This window comes from Kribbella sp. NPDC003505, from assembly GCF_040610875.1.
GTDB lineage: Bacteria > Actinomycetota > Actinomycetes > Propionibacteriales > Kribbellaceae > Kribbella.
In genome coordinates this window covers 591795-618775 of the sequence record NZ_JBEXNA010000004.1, presented here as the reverse complement: position 1 = coordinate 618775, position 26981 = coordinate 591795, and the positions used below count along the sequence as shown (strand labels likewise).

The 26981-nt window shown below is 69.8% G+C and carries 31 protein-coding genes; 18 read left to right on the top strand and 13 right to left on the bottom strand.

The window, feature by feature from the left end; genetic code table 11:
* Window positions 1–3: 3 nt before the first annotated feature.
* Complete coding sequence (locus ABZX12_RS16825) at window positions 4–1152, bottom strand: PLP-dependent aspartate aminotransferase family protein (protein WP_355693976.1); 1149 nt, start codon at window positions 1150–1152, stop codon at window positions 4–6.
* A 132-nt stretch (window positions 1153–1284) separates the two neighbouring features.
* On the opposite strand from ABZX12_RS16825, the gene ABZX12_RS16820 reads away from it, so the two are divergent.
* Entirely contained in the window at window positions 1285–1776 is a 492-nt protein-coding gene (locus ABZX12_RS16820; protein ID WP_355693974.1) for an Lrp/AsnC family transcriptional regulator, read from the top strand.
* A 3-nt stretch (window positions 1777–1779) separates the two neighbouring features.
* Here ABZX12_RS16820 and ABZX12_RS16815 read toward each other — a convergent pair whose 3' ends face one another.
* Window positions 1780–2799: an LLM class flavin-dependent oxidoreductase gene (locus ABZX12_RS16815; RefSeq protein WP_355693972.1), complete on the bottom strand. Its 1020-nt coding sequence runs from the start codon at window positions 2797–2799 to the stop codon at window positions 1780–1782.
* A gap of 30 nt (window positions 2800–2829) precedes the next feature.
* Complete coding sequence (locus tag ABZX12_RS16810; protein WP_355693970.1) at window positions 2830–3357, bottom strand: NAD(P)H-dependent oxidoreductase; 528 nt, start codon at window positions 3355–3357, stop codon at window positions 2830–2832.
* A 182-nt stretch (window positions 3358–3539) separates the two neighbouring features.
* Here ABZX12_RS16810 and ABZX12_RS16805 point away from each other — a divergent pair, with 182 nt between their 5' ends.
* From ABZX12_RS16805 to ABZX12_RS16790, 4 genes are all read left to right on the top strand, one after another.
* Window positions 3540–5786 (top strand): helicase, encoded by a 2247-nt coding sequence (locus ABZX12_RS16805; protein ID WP_355693968.1) that lies wholly within the window; start codon window positions 3540–3542, stop codon window positions 5784–5786.
* A 41-nt stretch (window positions 5787–5827) separates the two neighbouring features.
* A complete protein-coding gene (locus ABZX12_RS16800; protein ID WP_355693966.1) occupies window positions 5828–5971 on the top strand; it encodes a hypothetical protein in 144 nt (47 codons plus the stop codon).
* A gap of 79 nt (window positions 5972–6050) precedes the next feature.
* Window positions 6051–6716 carry a hypothetical protein gene (locus ABZX12_RS16795; protein ID WP_355693964.1) on the top strand — a complete coding sequence of 222 codons (666 nt, stop codon included), beginning with the start codon at window positions 6051–6053 and terminating at the stop codon, window positions 6714–6716.
* Window positions 6717–6973: 257 nt separating this feature from the next.
* Window positions 6974–7516: a M23 family metallopeptidase gene (locus tag ABZX12_RS16790; RefSeq protein WP_355693963.1), complete on the top strand. Its 543-nt coding sequence runs from the start codon at window positions 6974–6976 to the stop codon at window positions 7514–7516.
* A gap of 2 nt (window positions 7517–7518) precedes the next feature.
* Here the strand turns inward: ABZX12_RS16790 and ABZX12_RS16785 are convergent, their stop codons facing one another.
* Complete coding sequence (locus tag ABZX12_RS16785; RefSeq protein WP_355693961.1) at window positions 7519–7968, bottom strand: YdeI/OmpD-associated family protein; 450 nt, start codon at window positions 7966–7968, stop codon at window positions 7519–7521.
* An 89-nt stretch (window positions 7969–8057) separates the two neighbouring features.
* Between ABZX12_RS16785 and ABZX12_RS16780 the strand changes: the two genes are divergently transcribed.
* Window positions 8058–8414, top strand: a complete 357-nt coding sequence (locus tag ABZX12_RS16780) for a VOC family protein (RefSeq protein ID WP_355693960.1) — start codon at window positions 8058–8060, stop codon at window positions 8412–8414.
* Window positions 8415–8655: 241 nt separating this feature from the next.
* On the opposite strand, the gene ABZX12_RS16775 is transcribed toward ABZX12_RS16780, so the two are convergent.
* Together ABZX12_RS16775 and ABZX12_RS16770 are read right to left on the bottom strand one after the other, a co-directional pair.
* Window positions 8656–8886, bottom strand: a complete 231-nt coding sequence (locus ABZX12_RS16775) for a hypothetical protein (RefSeq protein WP_355485124.1) — start codon at window positions 8884–8886, stop codon at window positions 8656–8658.
* Window positions 8887–9088: 202 nt separating this feature from the next.
* The gene (locus ABZX12_RS16770) at window positions 9089–9889 is read right to left on the bottom strand and encodes an SDR family oxidoreductase (protein WP_355693958.1); all 801 of its coding nucleotides are present in this window, start codon (window positions 9887–9889) and stop codon (window positions 9089–9091) included.
* 59 nt (window positions 9890–9948) lie between these two features.
* Between ABZX12_RS16770 and ABZX12_RS16765 the strand changes: the two genes are divergently transcribed.
* Together ABZX12_RS16765 and ABZX12_RS16760 are read left to right on the top strand one after the other, a co-directional pair.
* Window positions 9949–10566 (top strand): MarR family transcriptional regulator, encoded by a 618-nt coding sequence (locus ABZX12_RS16765; RefSeq protein WP_355693956.1) that lies wholly within the window; start codon window positions 9949–9951, stop codon window positions 10564–10566.
* A 70-nt stretch (window positions 10567–10636) separates the two neighbouring features.
* Entirely contained in the window at window positions 10637–11002 is a 366-nt protein-coding gene (locus tag ABZX12_RS16760; protein WP_355693955.1) for a VOC family protein, read from the top strand.
* Here ABZX12_RS16760 and ABZX12_RS16755 read toward each other — a convergent pair.
* On the bottom strand, window positions 10993–11799 hold the full coding sequence (locus tag ABZX12_RS16755; RefSeq protein WP_355693954.1) for a DUF3152 domain-containing protein: 807 nt from the start codon (window positions 11797–11799) through the stop codon (window positions 10993–10995). The genes ABZX12_RS16760 and ABZX12_RS16755 overlap by 10 nt on opposite strands.
* Before the next feature lie 176 nt (window positions 11800–11975).
* On the opposite strand from ABZX12_RS16755, the gene ABZX12_RS16750 reads away from it, so the two are divergent.
* On the top strand, window positions 11976–13757 hold the full coding sequence (locus tag ABZX12_RS16750) for a protein-arginine deiminase family protein (protein WP_355693952.1): 1782 nt from the start codon (window positions 11976–11978) through the stop codon (window positions 13755–13757).
* Here the strand turns inward: ABZX12_RS16750 and ABZX12_RS16745 are convergent.
* Window positions 13708–14208, bottom strand: coding sequence for a GNAT family N-acetyltransferase (locus ABZX12_RS16745; protein WP_355693950.1), 501 nt, complete (start codon window positions 14206–14208; stop codon window positions 13708–13710). The genes ABZX12_RS16750 and ABZX12_RS16745 overlap by 50 nt on opposite strands.
* Window positions 14209–14256: 48 nt before the next feature.
* Here ABZX12_RS16745 and ABZX12_RS16740 point away from each other — a divergent pair, with 48 nt between their 5' ends.
* Window positions 14257–15783 (top strand): LCP family protein, encoded by a 1527-nt coding sequence (locus tag ABZX12_RS16740; RefSeq protein WP_355693949.1) that lies wholly within the window; start codon window positions 14257–14259, stop codon window positions 15781–15783.
* On the opposite strand, the gene ABZX12_RS16735 is transcribed toward ABZX12_RS16740, so the two are convergent.
* From ABZX12_RS16735 to ABZX12_RS16725, 3 genes are all read right to left on the bottom strand, one after another.
* Complete coding sequence (locus ABZX12_RS16735) at window positions 15784–16551, bottom strand: SDR family oxidoreductase (protein WP_355693948.1); 768 nt, start codon at window positions 16549–16551, stop codon at window positions 15784–15786. It abuts the gene before it with no gap.
* Window positions 16552–16601: 50 nt separating this feature from the next.
* The gene (locus ABZX12_RS16730) at window positions 16602–17318 is read right to left on the bottom strand and encodes a VOC family protein (RefSeq protein ID WP_355693947.1); all 717 of its coding nucleotides are present in this window, start codon (window positions 17316–17318) and stop codon (window positions 16602–16604) included.
* A 63-nt stretch (window positions 17319–17381) separates the two neighbouring features.
* The gene (locus ABZX12_RS16725; protein WP_355693946.1) at window positions 17382–17960 is read right to left on the bottom strand and encodes a TetR/AcrR family transcriptional regulator; all 579 of its coding nucleotides are present in this window, start codon (window positions 17958–17960) and stop codon (window positions 17382–17384) included.
* A gap of 83 nt (window positions 17961–18043) precedes the next feature.
* Here ABZX12_RS16725 and ABZX12_RS16720 point away from each other — a divergent pair, with 83 nt between their 5' ends.
* The 5 genes from ABZX12_RS16720 to ABZX12_RS16700 all read left to right on the top strand — a co-directional run bounded on the left by ABZX12_RS16720 (window position 18044) and on the right by ABZX12_RS16700 (window position 22132).
* Complete coding sequence (locus ABZX12_RS16720) at window positions 18044–18880, top strand: virginiamycin B lyase (protein WP_355693944.1); 837 nt, start codon at window positions 18044–18046, stop codon at window positions 18878–18880.
* Window positions 18881–18937: 57 nt separating this feature from the next.
* A complete protein-coding gene (locus ABZX12_RS16715) occupies window positions 18938–19840 on the top strand; it encodes a UbiA prenyltransferase family protein (RefSeq protein ID WP_355693943.1) in 903 nt (300 codons plus the stop codon).
* On the top strand, window positions 19841–20794 hold the full coding sequence (pip, locus tag ABZX12_RS16710) for a prolyl aminopeptidase (RefSeq protein ID WP_355693942.1): 954 nt from the start codon (window positions 19841–19843) through the stop codon (window positions 20792–20794). It begins immediately after the preceding gene.
* A gap of 118 nt (window positions 20795–20912) precedes the next feature.
* Complete coding sequence (locus ABZX12_RS16705; protein ID WP_355693941.1) at window positions 20913–21722, top strand: phytanoyl-CoA dioxygenase family protein; 810 nt, start codon at window positions 20913–20915, stop codon at window positions 21720–21722.
* A 68-nt stretch (window positions 21723–21790) separates the two neighbouring features.
* Window positions 21791–22132, top strand: a complete 342-nt coding sequence (locus ABZX12_RS16700) for a cupin domain-containing protein (protein ID WP_355693939.1) — start codon at window positions 21791–21793, stop codon at window positions 22130–22132.
* A 105-nt stretch (window positions 22133–22237) separates the two neighbouring features.
* Here the strand turns inward: ABZX12_RS16700 and ABZX12_RS16695 are convergent, their stop codons facing one another.
* Window positions 22238–22822 carry a YdeI/OmpD-associated family protein gene (locus ABZX12_RS16695; RefSeq protein ID WP_355693938.1) on the bottom strand — a complete coding sequence of 195 codons (585 nt, stop codon included), beginning with the start codon at window positions 22820–22822 and terminating at the stop codon, window positions 22238–22240.
* Window positions 22819–23784: a YafY family protein gene (locus ABZX12_RS16690; protein ID WP_355693936.1), complete on the bottom strand. Its 966-nt coding sequence runs from the start codon at window positions 23782–23784 to the stop codon at window positions 22819–22821. The genes ABZX12_RS16695 and ABZX12_RS16690 overlap by 4 nt, the downstream gene beginning before the upstream one ends.
* An 87-nt stretch (window positions 23785–23871) precedes the next feature.
* Between ABZX12_RS16690 and ABZX12_RS16685 the strand changes: the two genes are divergently transcribed.
* The 3 genes from ABZX12_RS16685 (at window position 23872) to ABZX12_RS16675 (ending at window position 26901) form a co-directional block, all read left to right on the top strand.
* Entirely contained in the window at window positions 23872–24840 is a 969-nt protein-coding gene (locus ABZX12_RS16685; RefSeq protein ID WP_355693935.1) for an ATP-binding cassette domain-containing protein, read from the top strand.
* Window positions 24840–25649, top strand: coding sequence for an ABC transporter permease (locus ABZX12_RS16680; RefSeq protein ID WP_355693933.1), 810 nt, complete (start codon window positions 24840–24842; stop codon window positions 25647–25649). The genes ABZX12_RS16685 and ABZX12_RS16680 overlap by 1 nt, the downstream gene beginning before the upstream one ends.
* Before the next feature lie 94 nt (window positions 25650–25743).
* On the top strand, window positions 25744–26901 hold the full coding sequence (locus ABZX12_RS16675) for a hypothetical protein (RefSeq protein ID WP_355693931.1): 1158 nt from the start codon (window positions 25744–25746) through the stop codon (window positions 26899–26901).
* Window positions 26902–26981 lie beyond the last annotated feature (80 nt).

Genomic DNA, 26981 nt, shown 5'->3' with positions numbered 1-26981 from the left:
TGGTCAGGCGAGGGCCTCGGAGAGGTCGCTGGTGAGGTCCTCGGGGTCCTCTAGGCCGAGGCTCAGGCGGAGGAGGCCTGGTGACGGCTTGGCGTCGGGGGCTACGAGGCGGTGGGTCAGCGCGGCGGGGTGTTGGATCAGCGTGTCCACACCGCCTAGCGAGACGGCGTGGGTGATCAGCTTCAAGCGGCTCGCCACCTGGGACGCCGCTGCGTAACCGCCGCTGAGCGTGAAAGCGAGGACCGCGCCCGGGCCCGCCTGCTGGCGGCCGATCAAGCCGGACGGGTCGGTCAGTCCGGGATAGTGGACGCGCTCGACGGCGGGTTGCGCGGAGAGCCAGTCCGCGACCTTGATCGCGGTCGCCTGCTGCGCCCGTACTCGCACCGGCAGCGTCTGCAGTCCCCTGTGCAGTTCGTACGCCGCCAACGGGTGCAGCAGGCCACCTGTTACAGCGCGGACCTGCCGGAGCCGGCTGATCCACTCCACGCCGGCCGCGACGACGCCTCCCATGACGTCGCCGTGACCGCCGAGGTACTTGGTTGCCGAGTGCAACACCAGGCTCGCCCCGTGCCGGGCCGGCTGCTGCAGCACGGGTGTCGCGAAGGTGTTGTCCACCAGGACAGCTACGTCACCCGCGGCCGCGGCGACGGCCGCGATGTCGACGAGGTCGACGGTCGGGTTCGCCGGCGTCTCCACGATCACCAGCCCTGTGTCCGGCCGCACCGCGGCCGCAACGCCGGCCGGATCCACATACGTGACGGTTGTCCCCAGGAGGCCTGTGGATAACAAGTGGTCGCTGCCGCCGTACAGCGGGCGTACGGCGACCACGTGCGGGCGGCCCGCGGCGACGGTGGCGAGCAGGCACGCGGTGAGCGCGGCCATTCCCGAACCGAACGCAACAGCGCCGTCGGTCTGCTCGAGCTCGGCGAGCGCGTCCTCGAAGCGAGCGACGGTCGGGTTCCACAGGCGCTGGTAGACGAGGCTCCCGCCGTCAGGCCCGCGGCCCTCGGCGAGTTCGTCGTACGACGCTCCGCCGGCATCGACGCCGGGAAGCGGGTAGGTGGTGGACAGGTCGATCGGGGGGACGTGAACGCCGAGAGCGGCCAGGTCGTCGCGGCCGGCGTGCACCGACCGGGTGTCGAGCTGGGTCATCGCTGCCTCCTCACCGGGGTTGTGGAGGAGGATGGAATCTTCTGCGCACAAGCCGCAATAGTTCCGAAGAAAATTCGTCCACAGGGTCATCCACACGCTGTGGATTCTGTGGACGAGCTCTACAGTGGTGGCATGCCGAAGGATCGTCGGAGCCCGGGACCGGCGCCGCGGCCGGTGCCGGAAGGGCTCGACGAGATCGACCGGACGCTCGTCGGCCTGCTGGCCGCGGACGGCCGGATGCCGAACAACGCGCTCGCCGAGGCGGCCGGCATCGCGCCGTCGACCTGCCTGACCCGGGTGCGGTCGTTACGCGAGCGCGGCGTGATCCGCGGGTTCCACGCCGACGTGGACCTGGCCGCGCTGGGGCAGCCGCTGCAGGCGCTGATCGCGATCCGTATCGGGGCGCACTCCCGCGACGAGATCGACCGGTTCCGCGCGAAGGTGCCCGGCCTGCCGGGTGTGCTCTCGCTGTTCCATGTCAGCGGCGCCAACGACTATCTGTTGCACGTCAGCGCGGCGACCCCGGACGCGCTCCGGGAGTTCGTCCTCGACCACCTGACCGCCGACGCGGCGGTCAGTCACGCGGAGACGAGCCTGATCTTCGAACACGTCCGCGGAGGGTGAACCTTACCGGGGCTTCAGGCCCCAGGCCTCGGCGAGCAGCTGGAACGAGCGGCGGCGTTCGGCCGGGTTGTGGATGTTGGTGGTGATGATCAGCTCGTCGGCACCGGCGGCGTCGGCCCGGCGGCGGAGGTCGCCGGCCACCTGGTCAGGCGTGCCGACGGAGACCAGGCCGGCCCACTCCTCGACAGCAGCCTCTTCCGCCTCGGACCACGGGTAGGCCTCGGCCTCCTCCGGGGACGGGAGCGGACCCGGCCGGCCGGAGCGCAGGCGGAGCATGGACAGTGCGTTGGCGCGGGCGAGCTGCTGCGCGCGCTCCTCGGTCTCGGCGACGATCGCGGCCAGCGCCAGGATCGCGTGCGGGCCGCCGTCGTGCTCGAAGCGCTGGAAGTTCGTCTTGTACGCCGAGATCACGCCGGCCGGGTCGAGCGTCCCGAAGTGGCCCGCGTACGCGAACCCGGTGCCGAGCGCGGCGGCCGCGTGACCGCCGTACGTGCTGGAGCCGAGAATCCACACCGGCGGCAGCGGTACGTCGTCGGGCTGGGCGCTGATCGGCTCGAACGGATGCCCCGCCGGGAACCCTTCGGCGTACGCGCGGAGTTCGGCGTACTGCTCCGTGAAGTCGTCGGCGCCGAGCGCCTCGCGGCTGCGGCGCAACGCCAGTGCCGTGCGCTGGTCGGTGCCCGGCGCACGGCCGATGCCGAGGTCGATGCGGTCCGGGTACAGCCCGCCGAGGACGCGGAAGGTCTCGGCGACCTTGAGCGGCGAGTGGTTCGGCAGCATGATGCCGCCGGATCCGACCCGGATCGTCGACGTCGCCGCCGCGACCGCCGCGATCATCACCTCGGGGGTCGAGCTCGCGACGCTCGGGATGTTGTGGTGTTCCGCCAGCCAGTACCGGTGGTAGCCGGCCGCCTCCGCGGTGCGGGCCAGTTCCAGCGTCTCGTGCAACGCCTCCGACGGCCGCGTACCTGTCGGCACCGGCGAGAGGTCGAGCACGGACAGGGGCATCGCTTCAGCACTCACGTCCAACTGCCAACCGCGGCCCGCGGCCGCCTATTCCGGGTACGGCGTGTCCGCGCGGGCGTCGCGCAGGCAGCGGGCCCACCAGGCGAGCTGACGCAGCAGCGCGGCCGCGGCGGCGGAGGTGGTCGGGTCGAGGGGCTCGCCGTCCGCGGTGAAGTCCTCTTCGCGGAAGCCCAGGCTGTCGCGGATCGTGACCGCGTGCAGCTCACCGAAGACCAGCCGGAGCTGCTCGGCCGCCCGCAGCCCGCCCGAGCGTCCGCCGTACACCACGAAGCCGACCGGCTTGGCGTACCAGGGCCGGCGTACGGCGTCGATCGCGGTCTTCACGTCGCCCGGATAGGCGTGGTTGTACTCGGCGGTGACGATCAGCACCGCGTCCGCGTCGTCGATCCGCGCGGGTAGCTCGGTCAGCGGCAGCACGCTCAGGTCGATCAGGTCGAGCTTGAACTCGTCGGACCGGTCGACCTCCCGCACGAACCACCGCGTGACCGCCGTCCCGAACCGGCCCACCTGGAGATTGCGCGCCAGCACGACGAGCCGCAGCGGATGAACAGTCACGTCGAACGACGCTAATACCTCAACAAGACTTGAGGTCAAGCCGTCTCAGCCGGCAGTCCCGGAGCAGCACTTCAGGAAAAGCCGGTCACGGGATAAACTCAAGGATTTGTGGCTGCCGCCGGAGAATTCCAGAAATGCGGCCTGAAAACCAACGGGACGTATTTTAGCACAAGGGACAGGAATTGCCGAATCCAGTCGATGCCGAACAGGCACACCTGACCACTTTCTACGCCGCGCTCGACGCCGAGCGCGCGCGGACCGACGCGCGGACCGACGACGAGCAACTCGTCCGCACCCGCAACGCGCAGGCGCTGCACCAGCGCGACGGCCGGATCCGTGACCTCAAACTCCGGCAGGCGCGCCTGAACGCCGCCGAGGAGGGGCTGTACTTCGGCCGCCTGGACGCCGCCGACGGCGAGGTCCTGCACCTCGGCCGGATCGGCTTGCACGACGACGAGTACGAGCCGCTGCTGGTGGACTGGCGCGCCCCGGCCGCGCGGCCGTTCTACATCGCGACCGCGGTCGCGAACCACGGCATCGTCCGCCGCCGGCACATCCAGACCCGGCTGCGCCGCGTGATCGACGTCCAGGACGAGCAGCTCGACCTCGGCCGGGAGGCCGCCGACGCGTCCAAACCCGGCACCGGCGTGATCGGCGAGGCCGTGCTGATGAAGGCGCTGGAGGCTCGCCGGACCGGCCGGATGGAGTCGATCGTCCAGACCATCCAGGCCGACCAGGACCGGATCATCCGCTCGGAACTCCCCGGGATCCTCGTCGTCCAGGGCGGGCCGGGCACCGGGAAGACCGCCATCGCGCTGCACCGCGCGGCCTTTCTGCTGTACACCCACCGCGAACAACTGGAAAAGCGCGGAATTCTCGTCGTCGGGCCGAATGCGGCATTCCTGCGATTCATCGGCCAGGTGCTGCCGTCACTCGGTGAGGACGGCGTCCGGCTGGTCACGATCGCCGAGTTGTTCCCGGGACTGACCGCGACCCGGCCGGAGACGCCGGAAAGCGCGGAGGTCAAGGGCCGGACGGTGATGGCCGACGTGATCGCGCGGGCGGTCGCCGACCGGCAGTGGTTGCCGGAGCACCCGGTGCGGGTCTCGGTGGAGCGGACCGAGCTCACGCTCGACCCGGCCTTCGTCGGCGCCGCCCACGAGCGCGTGCGCAACCGCAACCTCACCCACAACCAGGCGCGACCCTTCGTGCTGAACGAGATCACCGACCACCTCACCAACCAGTACGCCGAGCTGATTGGCACCGACCCGCTCGACGGCGAGCAGCTCCTCGACGACTACGAGCTGTCCGAGCTGCGCAAGGAAGTCCTCTCCGAGCCCGCGGTGGTCGCGTTGCTGGAGCAGCTGTGGCCGTTGCTCAGCCCGCAGCGGCTGCTCGAGGACCTGTACGGCGACGAGGCCCGGCTCGCGTCGGCGGCGCCGCAGCTGTCGGAGCTCGAGCGCGAGCACCTGCTGCGGTACGGCGACGACTGGAGCCCGTCCGACGTACCGCTGCTGGACGAGGCGGCGGAGCTGCTCGGTGACGACGGGTCCGAGGCCGCGCGGGAGCGTGCGGCGCGGGCGCGGGCCGTTGCTTATGCACAAGGGGCGCTGGACGTGCTGTCCGGTTCGGGTTCGACGGACTGGGACGAGGACGACGAGGCCGAGATCCTGACCGCGAAGGACATTCTCGACGCCGAGGCGCTGGCCGAGCGCTACGAGGCGGGCGACGACCGGACGCTCGCCGACCGAGCCGCGGCGGACCGGCGGTGGACGTACGGTCACGTCATCGTCGACGAGGCGCAGGAGCTGTCGCCGATGGCGTGGCGGGCGATCGCGCGGCGGTGCCCTTTGCGGTCGATGACGGTAGTCGGCGACGTGGCGCAGACGAGCTCGATCGGCGGCGGTACGACGTGGTCGTCCGCGCTCGGCGAGACGTTCGGCGACCGGTGGCGGCTGGCCGAGCTGACGCTGAACTACCGCACCCCGGCCGAGGTGATGGAGCTCGCGCAGGCCGTCCTGCTGGCCGTCGATCCGTCGGCGCGGGCGCCGCGGTCGGTCCGCTCCACCGGCGTGCGGCCGTGGCACATCGACGTACCCGCGGCCGAGCAGGCGCTGTACGTGTACAAGATGGCGGCCGAGGAGACGGCGTACGGCGAGGTCGGCGTGATCACGTCGCGCAGCCGGCTCGAGCTGATCCAGGAGGCGGTCGACGGCCTGTCCGGCGTCACCGTCCTCACTGCCCGCGAAGCCAAGGGCCTGGAGTTCGACTCGGTCCTGGTCGTCGACCCCGACGGCATCGTGATCGAGTCGCCACGCGGCCTCCGCGACCTGTACGTCGCCCTCACGCGCTGCACACAACGCCTGGGTGTCGTCGGCGCGCTACCCGACGTACTCGAAGGCCTGCAGGCCTGGGAAAACCGCGGCTGAGGGGCCTGTTCGATACCGGTCTAGCGGCCTACGGTCGAAAGATGGACAAGCCGCTTCGGTGTCGACTCCACCTGCACAAGTGGAAGAACGAGCGCAATGACGAAGGGCAGCGCTACCAACGCTGTCTGGGGTGCGGCACGACCCGCGACAAGCTCACGCTGAACGACTTCGGCGCAGGTCAGTGAAAGCCCACGACGAGCACAGTCCCCGCTGAAGCATGGACAACAGAAAGTGACGAGGCTTCAATAGCTGGCGGGGGGAATCATGAATGGAGAACTGTATTCACACACGTCTTGGCATCGGCACAACGATCGCGGGAACGCGACCTTGGCAGCTCTCGGCGGAGTGGCTGTCGGCATCATCCTCGTCCTGTTGGCGTGGCTCGTCGTCCTGATGACGAAGGATGACCCGTCGCGCACGGCCGCCACACAGCCGACCACTCCGGCCGCAGCGGCGCCGGCTACATCCGCCCCGGCCCCGACAGTGACGAAGACTGTCGCACCACCACCGGCGGCCAAGAAGACGTCGAACTCCGCGCCGGCCGTCAGCGATGTCCGGTCACTGCCGGCCGGGCTGTTCTGCCGGGACCTGAACGCGAAGGGTTACAGCTACGTCGCCGCGGTGGACTACTGGCGACTGCACGGGCAGCCGGATCGCATGGACGCCGATCTCAACGGGATCCCGTGCGAGACCGTGTACTCCCGGAGCGCCGTCGCCGCGTACTGGAACGGGCGCGAGATCAGCGGAGTCACGTTCTGGTCCGCCGGGCTGTACTGCCGGGATCTCGTCGCGCGGGGCGCTTCGTACGGCGAGGCCGTTCGGTACTGGTGGTACTACGGGATGCCGGACCGGATGGATGCCGACAAGAACGGCATTCCGTGCGAAACGGTGTATCCCGCGGCGACGGTCAACGCGTTCTGGTACCCGTGAGGCGGCAAGCTTGGGCTGCCTTTCTGGTGGCGGTGGTGATCGTGGGCGGCGGCGGCCTGTTCGGGCTTTCGGCGGCGGGCGTCTTCGACAAGGCGCAATCCGGAGCACGGGACGCACCGCGCCCGGCACCACCGTCGACCCCACCATCGACCCCGGCATCGACCCCACCATCGACAACAGCCTCGACTGCGCCGCGAACTACGACCGCCGCACCGCGCGCACGACTGACGACCCCGTCGGCCCGGCCCAGTAGGCCGATGCGGCCGGATCCGGTGCACCGGTACGTGTTCCCCGTGGCCGGCTGCCGCGCGGATGCCTCGCAGACCCACCACGACTACCCGGCGTCGGACATCTTCGCGGATGCCGGGTGTCTCTTCGTCGCTCCGGTCGACGGACGGGTCGACGAGGTGACGCGGGTCGACTCGTGGAATCCGAAGACCAACCGGGGCGCCGACAGGGGAGGTTTGTCGGTGTCCGTGCTGGGTGTGGACGGTGTCCGGTACTACGGCTCACACCTCTCGGCGATTCAACGCGGGATCGCACCCGGCGTGACGGTGCGGGCCGGGCAGACTCTGGGGCGAACCGGTAAGACCGGAAGCGCCCGGGCCACGCCACCACACCTGCATTTCGGAATCAGTTGGCCGACCGGGCCCGGCGTCTGGTGGATCCGACGTGGAGCAGTCCTACCGCAGCAGTTCCTGAACAGCTGGCATCACGGCGGCCAGCTGTCGCCCGTCGCGATGGTCGCGGCGGCTCACCGGAAGTACGGCGTGGATCGCGGCTGCCGCTCGTACTGCTGACTTCAGCGGGCGCGGCCTTCGCAGAGGGCGGTGAGCGACTTCTCGATCCGGCGGTCGCGAGTCGCGTCGGTCTTCGCCGACGTGACCTGGAGGGTGTGCCACTGCCGGTTGCTGTAGCTGAGGGTGTCCCAGAAGGCTTTGGCTTCGGGATCCGCGGCCAGGGCGGTCGCCAGGGGTTCGGGGATTTCCAGCTCGCGCGGCGCGGTGTCGAGTTCGACCTCGACCTCCAGGACCTCGCCGGGGGTGACGCCGGCCTCGGTACGGCGGTCCGCGCTGAATCCGAGGAGGTAGCGGCCGCCCATCCGCGCGATCGACGTACGGAACGTGTAGCCGTTGACCGTGACGCTGACCTTCGGGCGGCCGCCGCCACCGAGCGACTCGACGACGCTGTCGGGCACCTCGAATCCGGCGGTGTTCTTCCCGGTGGCGAGCAGTTCGGCGGTGAACTTCATCCACCCATCATCCGAACCGGCCGGGTCATGTCGAGACCGGGCGGGCGACTCCGACGTACCGGCGTCAGCGTCAGGCGGAAGGGACGATCGTGATTCTGAACAGCATGTTGCTCGGCAGTACGGACGCCGAGCGGTTGAAGGCGTGGTACCGCGACGGGTTCCGGGCGGAGGTCGACGGCTACGGGAACCTCGACCTCGGCGGGTTCGGGCTGGTGATCGAGCAGCGCGACGACGTGGCGGCGAAGAACCCCGAGCCAGGGCGGCACATCGTGAACTTCGCGGTGGACGACATCGAGGCGGCGGCCGCGCACCTGCGGACCCTCGGCGTCGAATGGCTGGTGCCGCCGGAGGATCGCGGCATCGGCTGGTTCGCGACGCTGGTGGACCCGGACGGGAACTACGTGCAGCTCATCCAGATGAAGCCGGAGTACTACGCACAGAAGTGAAAAACGTTCGCACCGGATCTTGGGGATCCGGTGCGAACGGTTCTTCGTCTTTGTCAGGCGCATTTGCAGGGGAGAAAAGGCGGCAAGCGAGGGGCAGAGCGCCCACGCTCGCTTGCCGCCGAATCACCGGTGCCTTTGGTTGGTCGAGGTGAGGCGACTCGACCTGGCGACGTTCCGCGTGGGTTGTCTGGTGAGTTCGGAACGCGAAAGGCATCGGAGCCCAGTTTCAGGCGAGCACCGCTCAGCGGGGTGCTACGTCCCACATGCGCTCGCCGGGCAGGGGGTCGGGGAGCTTGTCGACGGTCGGCATCGGGTCGTTCGTGACCCGGAGACCGGCGAATCGACGGCTCATGGCGTCTGCATACCGCTCGGCCAACGCCGGCTCGGCGTTGTAGTCGGCGATCACGTGCTCACCGAACCAGACACGCACGCGTCGGCGCTCAACGGTCTGGGTGGCGGTGGCGGTTGTCACTGGTCCTCCTGGCTGTACTTCGAGGGTGGACGGCCTGGAAAACGCGGGCGAGCGCGGTGCCGGTGCGCCGTGTTGTGTTCACCGTCACGTCAGATCCAACGGCGGACGCAGAGCCGAGGTCACGCCCGAATTCGGATTTTCTGGCCGCCCGGCAAACTTTTTCGGACCCGCCGGGCCCCAATTCTTTCGCCCGTCTGTTCGATTACCCGAACGGGCCGCGCACGGATACGCCGCCGTCCAGCACGAGCTGCTGCCCGGTGACGTACGACGCCGCGTCGGACGCCAGGTAGACCACCGCCCGGGCCACCTCCTCGGACCGCCCGAACCGGCCGGCCGGGATCTCCTCGACGACCTCGGCCGCGACGTTCGCGTTGGCGACCGCGGTCGCGATCGCGCCGGCCGCGGCGACGTTCATCCGGACCCCGTCCCGCGCGTACTCCGCGGCGACCGTGCGGGCCAGGCTCAGGATGCCGGCCTTCATCACGCCGTACGCCGCCTGCGCGGGCGCGGCCATGAAGCCGGTGACGGACCCGACGCTGACGATCGCGCCGCCGGTGCCCTGGTCGAGGAACACGCGGAGCGCGGCCCGGACCGCGCGGGCGACGTACCGGAGGTTGACCTCGTAGATCGTGTCCCAGTCCTCGTCGGCCATCTCGTGCAGCTTGACCGCGGGCACGAAGGCGACCTGCCCGCCGACGACCGTGACCAGGACGTCGAGCCCGCCGAGCTTGTCCACCGCACCTGCGACCATCGCCTCGAGGTCGGTCGCCGAGCGGACGTCACCGGAGATCGGGTAGGCCGTGCCGCCGTGCGCCCGGACCGCCTGCGCGGCTTCCTCGGCGCGGGCCGGATCGAGGTCGGCGACCAGCACCGCGGCGCCTTCGTTGCCGAGGGCCTCGGTCGTCGCCCGGCCGATCCCGCCACCGCCGCCACCGATCACCAGGACACGTTTCCCGTTCAGCTGCATGGCCGGAGCGTAGATCAGGAACGTCGTGAGATTCACAGGGTTTCCTCAGGAAAGACACGCCGAAGCTGTCGGAACGGCTCCGTACGCTGGGAGACGTGACCATCGAAGACGCTGGAATCCGACCGCTGTCGAGGGGATCCGAGGAGGAAGAGCCACTGCCGGCGAATGCCCTCGTGGTGCCCGAGCGGGTGATCGGCGGCGTCGTCCCGTCACCTGTGCATCCGGGGCCGGCCGGGATCGCGGCCGTCCAGACCGAGCAGCTGATCAGCGATGTCAGCACCGCGCTCCGGCTGCTCGACGCGTTGGAGCGCGTCCGCGGTCACGCCCACCCGTTGATCATGGGCCTGCAGGAAGCAACCGGCATCAAGATGCCCGCCGCGCTCGTGCTGAGCGCCATCGCGAACGGCTGCACGACGATCGCCGAAGTCGCACAGCAGGTCGGCATCACCGCCGGCGAGGCCGAGCTGGCGATCGCCGACCTCGAAGCGCTCGGCATGGCCCGGACCGCTCCCGCCCTCGGCGTCACCTCGCTGGGTCAGGCGCGGCTCTCGCAGCTCGACGGTCTCACGGTCCGCGTGCTCGACGTGGTCACCGGCATCCTCGGCCCGACCGACGCGGCGCACCTGGCCCGTCTCCTGCACACCGTGGCCGACGGCCTCGAGTCCGCGTCGGTAGCTGCCGCCGTCAATCCCCAGCGGGTCCTGCACAACTAGCGTGGGGTTGTGTCGAGAACGGGCAGTCGGTATCGACGTCCCTGGTGTCGAGTGAGTCAGGAGGCATCAGATGTTGCAGGACAGCAAGGCGTTCAGTGGGTTCTCGGTGGATGACGTGCCGCGGGCCAAGGAGTTCTACAGCCGGACGCTGGGGCTCGGCGTCGACGAGGAGAACGGGATGTTGCGCCTGCGGGTCGCGGGCGGGAACCCGGTCCTCGTGTACCCGAAGCCGAATCACGTACCGGCGGAGTACACGACGCTCAACTTCCCGGTCGACGACGTCGAGGCGACGGTGCGTGAACTGATCGCGCGCGGCGTGACGTTCGAGAAGTACGGCGACGACCAGGACGAGCTCGGGATCTACCGAGGTCAGGGGCCGTTGATCGCCTGGTTCAAGGACCCGGCCGGCAACGTGCTCTCGGTCATTCAGGCGTGAGGCACGGGGTCGTCGTACTGACCTGAGCGGCCTTTGTAGCGCCGGCCGCTCACGTAGGGCCAGGGGTACGCAGTGCAGCCGTGCAGGCCGAGAGTCTGTTGCTGCATGACCGGTGCCGGCTGGCCGGGGCCCGGGCAGAGCTCGTGGCCGCGGCCGAGCCGGTGGCCGGTCTCGTGGTTGATCATGTACTGCCGGTACGTCGTCAGCGAGGCGCCGTACTTCGGGACGCCGTGCACCCACCGCGCGACGTTGAGCACGACCCGGTTCCCGATCCGGCAGCTGGTGTACCGGTCCGGCGCCGCGCCGCAGATCAGGTCTCGCGTCCCGGGCGTCACCAGCATCACGGTGAAGTCGGGATTCGCGCCGGGCCCGACCTGCTGGAACCGCCACAGCCCGTGTGACGCCCAGCCCTGGGCTCCGCCGTACGTCGCCCGCACGAACCGCGCGAGCGCGCCGCGATCGATCCCGGTGATACCGCCCTCGACCGCGATCTGGAACCGCAGCAGCGGGCCGCCGCGGCCGATCACCGCGGGATCCCCGGGCAGGACGGCGTACGACCCCGTCCCCGCGGCCGGGTACGTGATTACCTCCGCGGGGCGTACCGGAGGTCGTTGCGAGACCACAGATCGGGCCGGCTCGCGCTCAGGTTGCGGCGACTGGGCGGACGCCGGCACGACTCCGCGCTCCGGATACCCGTGCCGGGCGAATGGGCCGGCGGGCAGCTGGCACAGCGCCCCGAGCCCGGCCGCGATCGCGACCGCGAACCCAATCGTCCTGACAACACTGCGGCGGCGCATCCGGTGAGCTCCTCCCACCACGCCCCGGGCGGGCGTGTCCTCACTCTCTTCTTGCCACTGTGCCCCGAAACCCTTCTCCGTCCACGGGTGGAGGCCGGATTTCCACCTGCTGTTTCTGATACACCCGTGTTATTTTCGATCGAAGAAGCACACCTGTATCAAATAAGGAGCCTTCGATGAGACGCTGGACCGCAGGCCTCGCAACCCTGGTGACCGCCGTGACTCCCGCACTCACCGCCTGGGGTACGGCGCCCTGGCCGCGGCTGACCGCCGACGTGAACCGCGACGGATTGCTGACCCGCGCGGACGACGCCGGCAAGTCGACCTGGACCGACACCCGCGGTGCGATCTTCCTGCCCAACCTGGACGACGACGAGCGCCGCTGCACGGTCGGTCCGGCGGACCTCGACGCACCCGGCCGGACGGTCGACGACAAGCTCGCCGCCTGCAACGATGCCGCCGACAACCGGATCAACGGTCCGCGCGACGCGGCCGACCTCGCACCGCTGATGATCGATGCCCAACGCAACCTTTCGCACGACGCGACCGGAACCGTCACGGTCACCCCGGCGGACAAGGCCCGCGTGTTCGCGAACGGACGGCCCGCAGGCACAGTGAGCGCGAAGGATCTCCGGAACGGCGTGCGACTGCAGCTGGAAGGTCGCGACGTCGTCCGTGATCCGAAGCGGTGGGACGGCCGGATCACGGTCACGCTGTCCGTGACGGATCGCGGCCGCACCAGCACCGACCAGGTCGAGCTGCGAGTCGCACCGCTGATGCTGCAGAACGATCTCCAGCGCGCACAGACCGTCCTGGCCGGTCGGCCCGGCGACGGCAACGGCTGGTGGGGCGGCACCGCGCCGTACCAGGACGGCGTTCCGGGCGAGTGGGAGAAGTTCGCCTCCACGTTGCGGAAGGCAACCACTGTGCGGTTCGTCGACGGGACGCCACACGGCTGGAAGGACATGTGGTTGCAGGACACGTTCGAGCCCGCGACCGCGAGCATGCCGGCCGTCGGCGGCCCGCAGACGCTGCGGATCCTGATCCGTTCGGGCAACGTCTGGGACTTCGACGGCGTCGCGACCCCGCGCCCGGCCGGCCGGCTGCTCTACCGCGACCTGCGCGGACCGGACATCGGCATCGTCCAGGAGCTCGCCGCCAAGCCCTCCCCCGGTCTCGACGACCTGCTGAACATGGGCGGCAACATCGAGTCGCTCCCGCCGTACGTCGGGTCTCCGCACGGGCGGATCGTGTACGGGTCGGGTGCGCGGCGTCCCGACGCCGAGTTCATCACGATGGTGACGGGTCAGGGCTACCAGCCGCCGGTCGTCGTCGACACGTCCTGGCTGATGGTCGGGCACGCGGACGAGACGACGCACGTGGTCCGCGCGGACAACGCCCGCGGCTGGACGCTCGCGGTCGCGGACCCGCGGCTCGCCGCCCGGCTGCTGCGTGACGTGCAACGCCACGGCGGCGGCGGTCAGCGACTGTTCGCGGACACCAACGCGCGCCGCAAGCCGACGGTCGACGAACTGCTGAGCACCGGGTCGCCGGCCAACGAAGCCGCGGCCCGGCACATCGATGACCAACTGAAGATCCTGCTGACGGCGACCGGTCTGCGTGCGGACGAACTGGTCCGGCTGCCGGTGTTCTTCGACAAGGCGCCCGGCTACGGCCTGTTCAAGGCACTGACCCCGGGTCTGGTGAACGGGCTCTCGATCACCGATCGCCAGTTCGCCGCACCCGACCCGCACGGGCCGCGGCTGCACGGCCGGGACGTCTTCCGGCAGGCGGCGGAGCGTGCGCTCGGCCGCAACGGCGTGCGGGTGCACTGGGTCGAGGACTTCTTCTGGGCGCACCTCGGCGGCGGCGAGGTGCACTGCGCGACCAACGCACTCCGCGTCACACCTAGGCCCTGGTGGTCCGGAAGCGGAGCGTCGGGAAGCGCGACTCGCTGAAGCCGAGTCCGCGGTAGAGGTCGACACCGTCGTCGGTGGCGTGCAGCTCGACCTGGCCGACGCCGGTCTCGTCCTGGAACCACTCCATCAGCGCCGCGACGCAGGCCCGCGCGAGACCGCGACGGCGGAAGTCCGGGTGGGTGCTGACGTTGTAGAGGTGGCCGCGGAGGGTGGTGAGGTCGCGCGGGCCGGGCGGGTGCGCGTGCACGTTTCCCGCGGCGCCCGCGACCACACCGGCGCCCGGGTCGTCGACGACGTACGCCGCGAACGTGTCCGGCGAAGCGAGCTGTTCGGCGAACCAGTCCCGCGCCGTACGCCGCCAGGGTGCGTCCGGTCCGCCGACGTCGTTGCCCATCGCGGCCAGCATCAATCCGCGTAAGTGGACCAGCGACTCCGCATCGTCCGCCCCCGCTCGTCGAACCAGCGCCCGTCGTACTTGAATGTCGCTCACTCGATCGATCATGCCAACTTTTTGCCGCGTCACTGAATCGTAGAGGGCATGGCCCCGAGCAGAGCGTCGCGCGCGCGCCGGACCACCTCGCGTCGGCGCTCCGCGTTCGCGGCGCTGACGATCGCCGTGCTCGGGCTGCTGCTCCCCGGGACGGCTTACCTCGCCGCCCGCCGGACCAAGCTCGGTTCGATGCTGATCGTGCTGAGCCTCGCGCTGTACGGCGGCGCGGCGTACGTCGGGCTGCGGAAGCGCGACGCGGTGATCGGGTGGGCGCTCGACCCGGCGCTGCTGCTCTGGATGATCGTCGGTCTGGTCGCGGTCGCACTCACCTGGATCGTCGTCCTGGTCACGTCGTACAAGATGCTCCGCCCGCTCACCGCCGGACCGGGGTCCCGGCTGCTCGGGGCGCTCGTCGTGGGCGCGGTCTGCTTCGCGCTGACGGTCAGCTCGGCCACCGGCGCCCAGACCCTGATGGCGCAACGGGGCCTGGTGAAGAAGGTGTTCGGCGAGACGAAGAGCCAGACGCGGCCGACCATCGTCGCGAAGAAGGACATCTGGCAGCAGTTGCCGCGGCTGAACATCCTGCTGCTCGGGGCCGACGACGGCCCTGGCCGGGACGACACCCGGACCGACACGGTGATGGTCGCGAGCATCGACACCAAGACCGGCACCACCTCGCTGATCTCGCTGACCCGGAACTTCATGCGGATGCCGTTCCCGGCCGGCTCGAAGCTGCACGAGAAGTTCCCGAGCGGGTTCTGGGACCCGAACGGCGAGAAGGAGCAGTCCGAGTACTACCTGGACGCGATGTACCGCAACGTCCCGAAGCTGTGTCCGGACTGCCTCGGCCCGTCGGACAACAAGGGCGCGGACGTGCTCAAGCTGTCGGTCGGCGAGGCACTCGGGCTGCGGATCCACTACTACGTGCAGGTCAACCTGGCGGGATTCGCGCAACTGGTCGAGGCGCTCGGCGGGATCACGGTGAACATCAACTACCCGGTCCCGGTCGGCGGCAACGACGACAAGAAGATCCCGCCCAGCCGGTACCTGCAGCCCGGGGCGAACCGGAAGCTGAACGGGCCCGACGCGCTGTGGTTCGCGCGCGGTCGGTACGGCGTGGCGACGGCCGACCTCGCCCGCCAGGCGCGGCAGCGCTGCACGGTCAAGGCGATCGTCGAGCGCGCCACCCCGCAGAACGTGCTCACCAACTATCAGGCGATCGCGGCGGCCGGCGAGCAGCTGATCCGCACCGACATCCCGCAGGACCTGCTGGAGCCGCTCGTCGCCCTCGGCCAGCGGGTCAAGACCGCGAAGATCGCCAACATCGACCTGGACAAGAAGAAGAACTTCCCGAACGGCCGGAACCCGAACTACGAGGCGATGCGCGAGATCGTGGCCAACGCGCTGAACCCGGTCCGCCGCCCGTCGACGCCGGCGACACCGGCGACACCGACGACACCGCGCAAACCCAGCACGACCAGTCCGTCGACCGCGACGCAGCCGCGGACCACGCCGAAGCCCGACACCGGGGACCTGGCCGCAGAGTGCGCGTACGATCCGGGACCGCCCGGGTGATCAGGCGTAGCGGACGCCGAGGCCGCCGTCGACGGCCCAGTTGGCGCCAGTGACGAAGGCGGCCGCTCCGGAGGCGAGGAAGCAGACCACCTCGGCGACGTTCTCCGGCGTACCGATCCGGCCGAGCGGGTGCACGCCGAGCGCCTTCTCGCGTTCGCCGGGGATGGTGTCGAAGAACTCCTCGAGCAGGTCGGTGGAGATGTAGCCGGGGCTGACCGCGTTCACCCGGACGTCGTACTGCGCGACGTCGAGGGCGAGCGACCGGGTCATCCCGACCAGGCCGGACTTCGCCGCGGCGTACGGGAACATGCCGGCCGTGGTCAGCTTCGAGTGGATCGAGGCGATGTTGACGATCGAGCCGTGCCGGGCTTCGATCATCGGCGGCAGGACCTCGCGCGACATCAGGAACGCGCCCTTCAGGTCGACGTCGAACACGTCGTCCCATTCGGACACGGACATCGTGGCGGGGTCGGCGTACGAGTTCTTGCCGGCGTTGTTGACCAGCACGGTGACCGGCTTGCCGAGGTCGTCGGTCAGCTTGCCGACCGCCTGCCGCACCGACAGCTCGTCGGTGATGTCGCCGACCGCGGCGGCCACCGTCGCGCCGGTCTCGGCCAACTCCGCGGTGGTCGCGGTCAGTGCGTCGGCCAGGATGTCGACGAGCGCGACCGCGGCACCTTCCTCCGCCGCCTTCACCGCGACGGCACGCCCGATCCCGCGCGCCGCCCCCGTCACCAGCACCACTTCGTTCGCCAACCGACCGGTCACCAACGCCTCCTCGACTAGGGCTCGGGGACGACCCTAGTCGGAGCCGGCGACTACCCCCGCGGAGTGGTCAGGATGCAGAACTCGTTGCCGTCCGGGTCGGCCATCGGGATCGCGTCCGGGCCGTCCTGGCCGCTCGCGAGCCGGGTCGCGCCGAGGGCGACCAGCCGCTCGACCTCGGCGTCGACGTCACCGTCGGCGGGCACGGTGAGGTCGAAGTGCATCCGGTTCTTCGGCGCCTTCGGGCTGACCGGCGGTCCGCCCCAGGCGATCTTCGGTCCGCCGGCCGGCGCCTGGATCGCGGTCTCCTCGTCCTGGTCCCAGACCAGCGGCCAGTCGAGCGCCTTGCTCCAGAAGTACCCGACCGCCTGGGTGCCGTCCGAGGCCAGCTCGCCGAGGAACGCGGTGTTCGCGAGGAAGTTGTTGCCCGCCTCGATCACACAGAACTCGTTGCCTTCGGGATCGGCGAGGACGATATGTCCTTCTTCCGGCTGCTGCCCGATGTCGATGTGCTTGCCACCGAGCTCGACGGCGTGCGCCACCGTCTCCTGCTGTTGCTCAGGGGTCTGGCTGGTCAGGTGGAAGTGGATCTGATTCGGACGATCCTTCTCGAGGTCGCTCTGCAGGAATCGCAGCCGGAACGGTGTCTTGGCGTCGGGGAGCAGTTCGGTCGCGCCTGCTTGCTCCCACCCGAGCAGTCCGGCCCAGAAGCGCGCCAGCACGGCGGGATCCTTCGCATCGACGGACAGCGCATGAAGGTTGATGCTCATCGGATCTCCTCATCGGCCATGGCGTTTCACCGTAGGGCGGGGTGGATCGGCGCCGCAAAGCAATTAGCGGACCGACGCGGCGGCGACCCGTGCGTGGTGATCTGCCTCGGCTCGGGTCATCGGCTGCCGGAGCAGAACCAATTGGTGGTACAGCGGCGCGGTCGCGGTGAGCAGGAGTTGGTGTGCGTCCACCTCCGCGGCGAGCTCGCCGCGCTCGACCGCGCGCCGGACGACCACGGCGGTGCGCGCATAGCGGTCTTCCCAGAAGCGGGTGAGTGCCTCGGCCGCTTCCGCCGTACGGAACGAGGCGGCGATCACCGCCTGGGTGACGGACGGCCGGGCGGTCAGCGCGGCGTGCACCTCGCGGTTGACCTCGATCAGGTCACCTTCCAGCGAGCCTGTGTCGGCCGGCTCCCACGCGTCGTCGGCGCCGGCCCCGAGCAGGTCGACCAGCAGACCGGGCACGCTCTTCCACCGCCGGTACAAGGTCGTGCGGTGGACACCGGAACGCGCCGCGACCGCGTCGATCGTGAGCCCGTCGTACCCGTGCTCGGCCAGCTCGGACTCCACCGCCGCGAGCACCTCCGACCGCACCCGGGCGGTCCGCCCTCCCGGCCTGCTTGCGCGACCCGCATCGATCATGGCATGATCCTAACGCAACATCCGTCGCATTAGGGAGCAGCCAGTGATCTTCTGACCCGTCATCGACCTGAAGGAGAACGCCTGTGTCAGTCAGTGAAATCCCGGTCGACGGCGCCCCGTACGGCGTGGTCGCGGCCGGCGGTGAGGTGTGGACGACTCTTGTCCACACCGGCCGGGTCGTGACCGTCTCGGGCCGGGTCTTCGACCTCGACGCGCCCGGGTCCCGCCCGAGCGTGATCGTCGACGGCCCCGACGACGCCGTCTGGTTCACCCGCAACGGCGACGACCGGATCGGGCGGATCGGGTACGACGGCGCGGTGTCGGCGTTCGAGCTCGCCGGCGCGCCGTACGGACTGTGCGTCGGTCCTGACGACGCGCTGTGGTGCACGTTGATGAGCACCGACACGATCGGGCGGATCACAGTCGACGGCACCGTGTCGACGTACCCGATCGGTACGACGGGCGCGTTCCCCGGCATGATCACGACCTCCGCGGGCGATCTGTGGTTCACGCTCAACCAGGCGAACGCGATCGGCCGGATGACCACGACCGGCGAGGTGACCACCTATCCCCTGCCGACCGCCGCTGCCGGACCGGTCGGGATCAGTGCGGGACCCGACGGCGTCTGGTTCACCGAACTGCTCGCGAGCCAGGCGGGACGGGTCGGCGCGGACGGAAAGCTCGAGGAGTTCCCGCTGCCGGCCGATTCCAAGCCGCATGCCGCCGCCGCGACAGCGGACGGTGGGTGCTGGCTCACGCTGTGGGCCGCGGCCGAGCTGGTCCACCTCGATGCCGAGGGCAACCTCACGGAGCGGGTGGCGTTCGGCGCGGGCGCGGAGCCGCACGGTCTGTACGCCGACGGCTCGGTGTGGGTCGCGCTGGAGAAGGGTTCCCTGGCTCACATCCCGCCGAACGGGTGAGCAGGTTCACTCGGTGGAGGGAGGACGCGAGCGCCGGCCGGGGAGCACAGTGGTGAGGTGAGCACGGACGTGCAGGTACGGGGACCGCGGGTTCGTGACGTGATCGCGGTGGGCCGCCCGGCGTTCTGGGTGGTGTCGATCGTGCCTTATTACACGGGGATCCTGCTCGCGACGCACCGGCTGATCCCGCCGGTGGACGAGTGGCCGCGGCTGATCGTCGGGGCGGTCGTGATGGGCCCGCTGGTCTGGCTGGCGGTGCTCGCGGTCAACGACGCGTACGACCTGCCGAGCGATCGGCTCAACCCGCGCAAGACCAAGTCGCCGTTGCTCGACGGGCGGATCACGCTCCGGGCAGTGAAGCGGCTGGCCTTCGCGGCGGCGGTCGCCGCGGTCGGGCTGAGCCTGCACGTGGGCGTCGTGTTCGCGCTCGGTGTTCTGCTCGCGGTCCTCCTCGGCTACGCGTACTCCGTCCCGCCGGTCCGCCTCAAGACCCGCGCCGGCTTCGACGTCGCCGTGAACGCCCTGGCGCTGGGCGCGTTCGGGCCACTGGCCGGTTGGGCCGCGATCAACCCGGACCTGAGCGACTTCCCGTGGCTGATGGGTCTCCAGGGAACGCTTGCCGCGATCGGCCTGTACCTGCCGACGACGCTCGCCGACCTCGACGCGGACCGCGCCGCCGGATACCAGACCATCGCGGTCCGTTTCGGCGCGCGCACGACGTACCTGCTCGGGTACGGCGCCTGGGTCGCGGCGGCGGCCCTGTCCGTCATCCTCGCCGCGACCGGCACGATCATCCCGCGCAGCATGCTGCTGCTCGAGGTGGTGATGGTCCCGGTGCTGGTCGCGGCGTACGGCAAACTCATTGGCCCGCGCCAGTCCTTCAAGGGCATCATCGTCCTCGCCTCACTGTTCCTCTTTCCCTGCGGAACGTTCGCCCTCACCTACACCGGAGTCCTTTAGATGTATCCGGAGATCGAGCCCTACGACCACGGCCTGCTCGACGTCGGCGACGGCAATCGCGTGTACTGGGAGCTCTGCGGCAACCCTGACGGCAAGCCCGCGCTCGTGATTCACGGCGGTCCCGGATCCGGCGCCGGTGCCGGATGGCGGCGGTACTTCGATCCCGCGAAGTACAAGGCCGTCCTTGTCGACCAGCGCAACTGCGGCCGCAGTACGCCGGACGCGGCCGAGCCGGACGTCGATCTCAGCACCAACACCACCTGGCATCTGATCGCCGACTTCGAACAGCTGCGCCGGGAGCTCGGGATCCAGAAATGGCTGCTGCTCGGCGCATCGCACGGCGCGACCCTCGGCCTCGCGTACGCCGAAAAGCACCCGGAGGCGATCTCCGAGATCGTCCTGTTCAGCGTCACCAACACCTCGCGGCGCGAGGTCGAGTGGATCACCCGGGACATGGGCCGGATCTTCCCGGCGGAATGGGCGCGCTTCCGCGACGGCGTACCGGAGGACCAGCGGGACGGCAACCTTCCGCTCGCCTACAGCCGGCTGCTGCACGACCCCGACCCGGCCGTTCGCGCGAAAGCCGCCCGCGACTGGTGCGACTGGGAGGACACCCATGTCCGCACACATCCCGGCTGGCGACCGGACACGGCGTACGACGATCCCGTCTTCCGGCTGCGGTTCGCACGGCTGGTGACGCACTACTGGGGTCACGCCGCCTGGCTCGAGGAAGGCGTCCTCGTCCGGGAGGCGAGCCGGCTCGCCGGGATCCCGGGAGTGCTGATCCACGGCAAGCTCGACATCAGCGGGCCGCCGGACATCGCCTGGCAGATGGCGCAGGCCTGGCCGGACGCGGAGCTGCACCTGGTCGAGCAGGAGGGCCACGGCGCCGGAGGTTCCCGGACCCAGGACTTGATCCTGGAGGCGCTGGACCGGTTCGCTTTACGGTCCTGACCGCTTTCTCCGCTGCCCCGCTCTGCTCTACCTCGCCGTGCACGTGCACGTGCACGGCGGGCAAAGATTTGATCACTGATCTTTACAGCGATGGAGCGTCCGGGAACCCTTAGGTCGCATGACTCTGACCCGCCCGGAGCTCGAGACCGACTACACCCTCGGCCGGTCCGACATCGCGCACTTCCGCGAGCACGGCTTCGTGAAGCTGAAGAACGTGCTCAGCGCCGACACGATCGCGGAGTACGAGCCGGAGATCACCGGCAAGGTGATCGAGCTGAACACCCAGGACGTACCGCTGGAGGAGCGCGACACCTACGGCAAGGCGTTCCTGCAGGTGACGAACCTGTGGCAGGACAGCGAACGGGTGCTGGAATTCGTGTCCTCGCCGCGACTGGCGCGGATCGCGTCGCAACTACTCGGCGTACAGTCCGTCCGGCTGTACCACGACCAGGCGCTGTACAAGGAGTCCGGCGGCGGCGTCACCCCGTGGCACGCGGACCAGTACTACTGGCCGTTCGCGTCGGATCGGTGCGTGACGATCTGGATCCCGTTGCAGGAAACGCCGATGGAGATGGGGCCGCTGTCGTTCGCGGCCGGCAGTCACACGTTCGAGCACGGCCGGGACCTGCCGATCAGCGACGAGTCCGAGCGGGTGCTGCAGGAGGCACTGGCCGCGCAGAACTTCCCCGAGGTGTCCGAGCCGTACGAGCTCGGCGAGGTCAGCTACCACCTCGGCTGGACCTTCCACCACGCGCCGCCGAACACCACCGACGTCCCGCGCCGGGTGATGACGATCATCTACATGGACGCCGACATGCGGATCGCCGCACCGGCGAACAAGAACCAGGAGATCGATCTCGCGCACTGGATGCCCGGCGCGCAGCCCGGCGATCCCGTCACCTCCCCGCTGAACCCGATCCTGTACTGACCGGCCCCGAGCAGGCACCGCCCCCAAGCTCACACGTGTCTGTACCTATTGGTATGTACGATGCTGCCATGAACTCATCGATCAGCCGTGTCGTCGTGCTCGACCAGCACCTGCCCGAGGAGCTCCCGGTGCAGCGCATCGAGGTCCGCCGGATCACCATCGACCCGCACACCGCCCTCGGCGCGCACGTCCACAACGGCCCTGTGTTCGGCAACATCGTGTCCGGTTCGGCCGTCTACCAGCAGGCCGTGGACAGCGAGCCGCAGGTCCTGGGGCCCGGCGACGTGTTCTACGAGCCGGCCGTCGAGACCATCGCCCGCTTCGACACCGAGGACGAAGGCGTGACGTTCCTCGCCTACTTCCCGCTCACCGCCGGCCAGGACGCGACGCTGGACCTGATCGAGCAGTAGCAGGCGTGCACGCTCGACAGGACGTCTGCCCGATGACGGATCGGCCGACGGCTGTTCGCCGCCTGCATCGGCGGCGAGTGCGCGGACACGTCCTGTCGAGCTTGCTCACAGCGTTCGCTTCTGCGGATAGATCGTCTCGCCGCGGGACAGTTGCTTGACGTACAGCGCGATGCGCTTCGCGCGGGTTTCGGGGCGCTTCGCGTCGTTCACCCGGAACACGACGGCGAACCGGTTCGCGCTGGTCAGGATCTCGAACATCGCCTGCGCCTTCGGCTCCGCGGCCAGCGCCGCCGCGAGGTCCGGCGGCACCTCCTGGGCCCGCGACCCGTCGTACGCCTTCTCCCAGCGGCCGTCGGCCTTCGCGAGCTCGACCTGGGCGCGGCCGGCCGGGCGCATCCGCCCCTCGGTCTCCATCCGCGCGACCAGGTCGACGTTCCGCTTCGACCACAGGCTCCGCGGGCGGCGCGGCGTGTACCGCTGGATGAACGTGTGCTCGTCGCGGCCGCGGCGCTGCCCGTCGATCCACCCGTGGCACAAGGCCTCCTCGAGCGCCTCGTCGTAGCTGAGGCTCGTCGGCGTCGTCACGTTCTTCTTCGCGAGCACCAGCCAGACCCCGTCCGACGCTTCGTGATGTTCACGAAGCCAGTTCAGCCAGGCGGTGGCATCCGCGACGATCAGTTCCGGGGTCATGAGGCAGCCTCCTGGTAGCGCGCGGCCAACTGGGTCGCCGCGTCCTTCAACTCCTGCGGTCCGACGAACTCCAGATCGCACTCGAACATCCCGAACGTCGCGGCCAGCCCGGTCCACGACCAGGCGGTCAGGACGAGCCGGCAACTCGTCGGGGTGACCTCTTCGACGATCGCCCCGCGCCCGGCGTACTGCGCGATCAGCGACGCGGGCGCCTGCAGGATCGCCTCGCCGCGGCACGGGTTCTGGTCCTGCCCGTGAAACTTGGCCGAGATGTAGGTCGCCACGTCCGGCGCCGGCAGTTCCCGCGGCGTGAACCGCGGGCCGGTCGGCGTCCGCGGCGTCATCCGGTCCACCCGGAACGTCCGCCAGTCGTTGCGATCCAGATCCCAGCCGACGAGGTACCACCGCCCGCCCCACGTCACCAGGTGATGCGGCTCGACCTTCCGCGGCGGCACCCACTCGTCGGTGGCGGTGCCAGGCGCCGCGTAGTCGAACCGCAGCACCTCGTGCGCGCGGACCGCCGTACCGATCGCGATCAACTGCTCGGAGTCGACCGTCGTACGCCGGTTGGCGTAGCGATCGACCGTGGTGACCTGCAGGGCGTCGACGCGCTGCCGCAGTCGCGCCGGCATCACCTGACGAACCGTGGCCAGCGCGCGCAGCGCCCCCTCCTCGATCCCGGTGACCGTCGTCGTCGCGGTCTGCAGCGCCACCGCGACCGCGATCGCCTGATCGTCGTCGAACAGCAGCGGTGGCAGATCCGCGCCCGCGTCGAGGCGGTAGCCGCCGTCGGGCCCCTTGGTCGCGCGGACCGGATACCCGAGGTCGCGCAGCCGGTCCACGTCCCGGCGGACGGTCCGCGGACTGACTTCGAGGCGCTCGGCCAGCAGTTGGCCGGGCCAGTCGCGGCGCGCCTGCAGCAAGGAGAGCAGCGCGAGCAAGCGGGCTGAGGTCTCGGACATGACCTCAGATTGCCACGAGTAGCGGCCAGAACCTGTCCTCTTCCACTGGAAATGTGGGGGCCAGAGACCCAGACCGAAGGAGAGATCGTGATCAGCACCCGAGCGCTCACCCGGGACTTCGCGGTGAGCCGGACCGAGACCGTGCACGCCGTCCGCGGGATCAGCCTGGACGTCGAACCCGGCGAACTGGTCGCCGTCCTCGGCCCGAACGGCGCCGGCAAGACCACCACCCTGCGGATGCTCACCACCTTGATCACGCCCACCTCGGGCACCGCGACGGTCGCCGGGTACGACGTGACCGCGGATCCCGGCCAGGTCCGGCGCCGGATCGGGTACGTCGGCCAGGGCAACGGCGCGGGCCACGCGCAACGGGCCGGCGACGAACTGGTCGGGCAGGGCGTGATCTACGGGCTCGACCGCCGCACCGCCAGGCGGCGGGCCGGCGAACTGCTCGAAGCGCTCGAGCTGACCGACCTGGCCCGGCGCAAGGTGTCGGAACTGTCCGGCGGTCAGCGCCGGCGGCTCGATGTCGCGATGGGCCTGGTGCACGCGCCGTCGCTGCTGTTCCTCGACGAGCCGTCGACGGGTCTCGACCCGCAGAACCGGGCGAACCTGTGGGAGCACATCCTGCGGATGCGCGAGCAGTACGCGATGACGATCGTGCTCACCACGCACTACCTGGACGAGGCCGACTCGATGGCCGAGCGCGTGGTCGTCGTGGACCACGGCGAGGTGATCGCCGACGACACGGCCGACGGACTGAAGGGAAAGCTGGCCGGCGACCGGATCGCGCTGACCGTTGCTCCTAGCAACGTCAACGAGTTGCTGCCGATCGCGGAGAAGGTGCCCGGGGCCCGGGAAGTGGTCGCCGTCGGCGACGAGCTGAGCGTCCGGGTCGCGGACGGTCCGGCGGCGCTGCCCGAGCTGGTGGCGGCCGCGCAGCGTGCCGGCGTACCGATCGCGGCGGCGCAGGTGCACCGCCCGACCCTCGACGACGTGTTCCTCAATCTCACCGGCCGCAGCCTGCGTGAGGACTCGAACGGAAAGGCAGCCTGATGACCACCCTCACCCTCCCGGTGACCACCGCGCCGACGGTCCAGCCCTCGCGGAACCTGTTGCGCGACATCCGCATCGTGATGACCCGCGAGCTCAAGCCGGTGCTGCGGGATCCGTTCAGTCTGTTGTTCGGGATGATCCAGCCGCTGGTGTTCCTGGCCTTGTTCGGCCCGCTGCTGTCGGGTTCGATGGGCGGCACGTTCGGCGACGGCGTCTGGCAGTGGTTCGTCCCGTCGATCCTGGTGATGACCACCCTGTTCGGTACGTCGACCACCGGGGCGAACCTGCTGTTCGAGTTCCAGACCGGCGCCCACGAGCGGATGCTGGTCACACCCCTGTCCCGCTCCTCTTTGCTGATCGGCCGGGCGCTGAAGGAGATGGTGCCGCTGTTCGGGCAGGCGGTGATCGTGATCGCGGTGATGACGCCGGTCGCGTTCGACCTGCACGTCGGCGGTGCGCTGGTCGGGCTGGCGCTGCTCGCGGTGTTCGGCGTCGGACTCGGTTCCTTCAGCTACGCGCTGGCGATCGCGGTCCGCAAGCAGGACTGGATGTTCTGGGTGGTGCAGCAGACGTTCCTCTTCCCGCTGATGATCCTGTCCGGGATGCTGCTGCCGCTCGAGACCGGTCCCGGCTGGATGCGGGTCGCGTCGAAGTTCAACCCGCTGTCGTACCTCGTCGACGCCGAGCGGACGCTGTTCTCGGGCGACGTACTGTCCGGCGCGGTGCTGTGGGGCTGGGTCGCGGCGATCGTCACCGCGGTCCTCGGACTGACCGTCGGCATCCGCACCATGCTCCGCTCGGCCGATTGACCCAAATGAGTCAGTGGCCCGGCTGGGCCGTCCCCATCGAGGGAAATCACCTACGGTAGCGCTCAGATCACCCACCGCCCCCGAAGGAGATCTGATGAGGCCCCGCCCCGCCTTGTTCGCCGTACTGACATCTCTGGCCGCCGCCGCGCTCGCCACGTCGAGCGCGGTGGCTGCGCCGGTCCCTGCCGCCGACACCGCGAGCTCGGTGGTGGCGGCGACGGACACCGACGGCGACTCGCTCCCGGACACCTGGGAGACGAACGGGTACGACGCGAACGGTGACGGCATCGTCGACGTGAATCTGCCCGCGATGGGCGCGAACCCGAAGAAGAAGGACCTGTTCGTCGAGATGGACTACATGTCCGGCCGGCTCGCGACCACCGCCGCTCTCGACCGGATCGTCCAGGTCTTCGCCTCCGCCCCGGTCAGCAACCCGGACGGCAGCACCGGCGTCAAGATCCACCTCGACGCCGGCTCGGCCCGTGGCACGACGTACAACCTCGGCGGTGGCAACGAGGTCACCTACGACGCCGACCTGAACCCCTCGGCCACCCAGACCAACGCGATCAAGGCGGCCAACTTCGCGTCCGCGCGCAAGGCGGTCTTCCACTACATGATCTGGGGCGACAGCTACGACGGCGGCTGCAGCAGCGGTCAGGCCTTCAACATCCCGAACGACACGTTCATCGTCACGGTCGGTCCGAAGTGCAACTGGAACGCGACCGACGACATCAACGTCGGCACGTTCATCCACGAGCTCGGCCACAACATCGGCCTCAAGCACGGCGGCACCGACAACCTGAACTACAAGCCGAACTACCTGAGCGTGATGAACTACTCGTTCCAGCTCGGCGGTGTGCTCAAGGCCGACGGCACCAAGTACTGGGGCTACTCCAGCGTCCAGCCGACGTCGATCAACGAGGCCCGGCCGGACGAGACCGTCGGCCTCGGCAGCCTCGGCGCCGCCTACCGGACCAGCTGGAAGTGTCCGAACGGCTCGACCCGGACCACGGCCGGCGCGGCGAACCGGCCGATCGACTGGAACTGCGACGGCGACACCACCGACACCACGACGGCCGCCGACATCAACGGCGACAAGACCACGTCGATCCTGATCGCGCAGAACAACTGGGCGAACATCGTCTTCGGCGGCGGTGCGGTCGGCGGCGGATCCGCGCCGCTCGCGAAGACCTCCGCGCCGGAGCTGCAGGAGCTCACCCACGACGAGTGGACGAGGATGCAGCACCGCTGACCGGCAGGTCCGCCTCCTCGCACTCAGGTGGGCGGGGAGGCGGACCTGCAGCACTCATCAACTGCCCTCAGCCCGCCCGG

Coding starts and splice junctions, on each gene's coding strand:
- ABZX12_RS16825 (WP_355693976.1), bottom strand. CDS start 1,152: ATGACCCAGCTCGACACCCGGTCGGTGCACGCCGGCCGCGACGACCTG.
- ABZX12_RS16820 (WP_355693974.1), top strand. CDS start 1,285: ATGCCGAAGGATCGTCGGAGCCCGGGACCGGCGCCGCGGCCGGTGCCG.
- ABZX12_RS16800 (WP_355693966.1), top strand. CDS start 5,828: ATGGACAAGCCGCTTCGGTGTCGACTCCACCTGCACAAGTGGAAGAAC.
- ABZX12_RS16795 (WP_355693964.1), top strand. CDS start 6,051: ATGAATGGAGAACTGTATTCACACACGTCTTGGCATCGGCACAACGAT.
- ABZX12_RS16790 (WP_355693963.1), top strand. CDS start 6,974: ATGCGGCCGGATCCGGTGCACCGGTACGTGTTCCCCGTGGCCGGCTGC.
- ABZX12_RS16785 (WP_355693961.1), bottom strand. CDS start 7,968: ATGAAGTTCACCGCCGAACTGCTCGCCACCGGGAAGAACACCGCCGGA.
- ABZX12_RS16760 (WP_355693955.1), top strand. CDS start 10,637: ATGTTGCAGGACAGCAAGGCGTTCAGTGGGTTCTCGGTGGATGACGTG.
- ABZX12_RS16755 (WP_355693954.1), bottom strand. CDS start 11,799: ATGCGCCGCCGCAGTGTTGTCAGGACGATTGGGTTCGCGGTCGCGATC.
- ABZX12_RS16750 (WP_355693952.1), top strand. CDS start 11,976: ATGAGACGCTGGACCGCAGGCCTCGCAACCCTGGTGACCGCCGTGACT.
- ABZX12_RS16740 (WP_355693949.1), top strand. CDS start 14,257: ATGGCCCCGAGCAGAGCGTCGCGCGCGCGCCGGACCACCTCGCGTCGG.
- ABZX12_RS16730 (WP_355693947.1), bottom strand. CDS start 17,318: ATGAGCATCAACCTTCATGCGCTGTCCGTCGATGCGAAGGATCCCGCC.
- ABZX12_RS16725 (WP_355693946.1), bottom strand. CDS start 17,960: ATGATCGATGCGGGTCGCGCAAGCAGGCCGGGAGGGCGGACCGCCCGG.
- pip (WP_355693942.1), top strand. CDS start 19,841: ATGTATCCGGAGATCGAGCCCTACGACCACGGCCTGCTCGACGTCGGC.
- ABZX12_RS16705 (WP_355693941.1), top strand. CDS start 20,913: ATGACTCTGACCCGCCCGGAGCTCGAGACCGACTACACCCTCGGCCGG.
- ABZX12_RS16700 (WP_355693939.1), top strand. CDS start 21,791: ATGAACTCATCGATCAGCCGTGTCGTCGTGCTCGACCAGCACCTGCCC.
- ABZX12_RS16695 (WP_355693938.1), bottom strand. CDS start 22,822: ATGACCCCGGAACTGATCGTCGCGGATGCCACCGCCTGGCTGAACTGG.
- ABZX12_RS16690 (WP_355693936.1), bottom strand. CDS start 23,784: ATGTCCGAGACCTCAGCCCGCTTGCTCGCGCTGCTCTCCTTGCTGCAG.
- ABZX12_RS16680 (WP_355693933.1), top strand. CDS start 24,840: ATGACCACCCTCACCCTCCCGGTGACCACCGCGCCGACGGTCCAGCCC.
- ABZX12_RS16675 (WP_355693931.1), top strand. CDS start 25,744: ATGAGGCCCCGCCCCGCCTTGTTCGCCGTACTGACATCTCTGGCCGCC.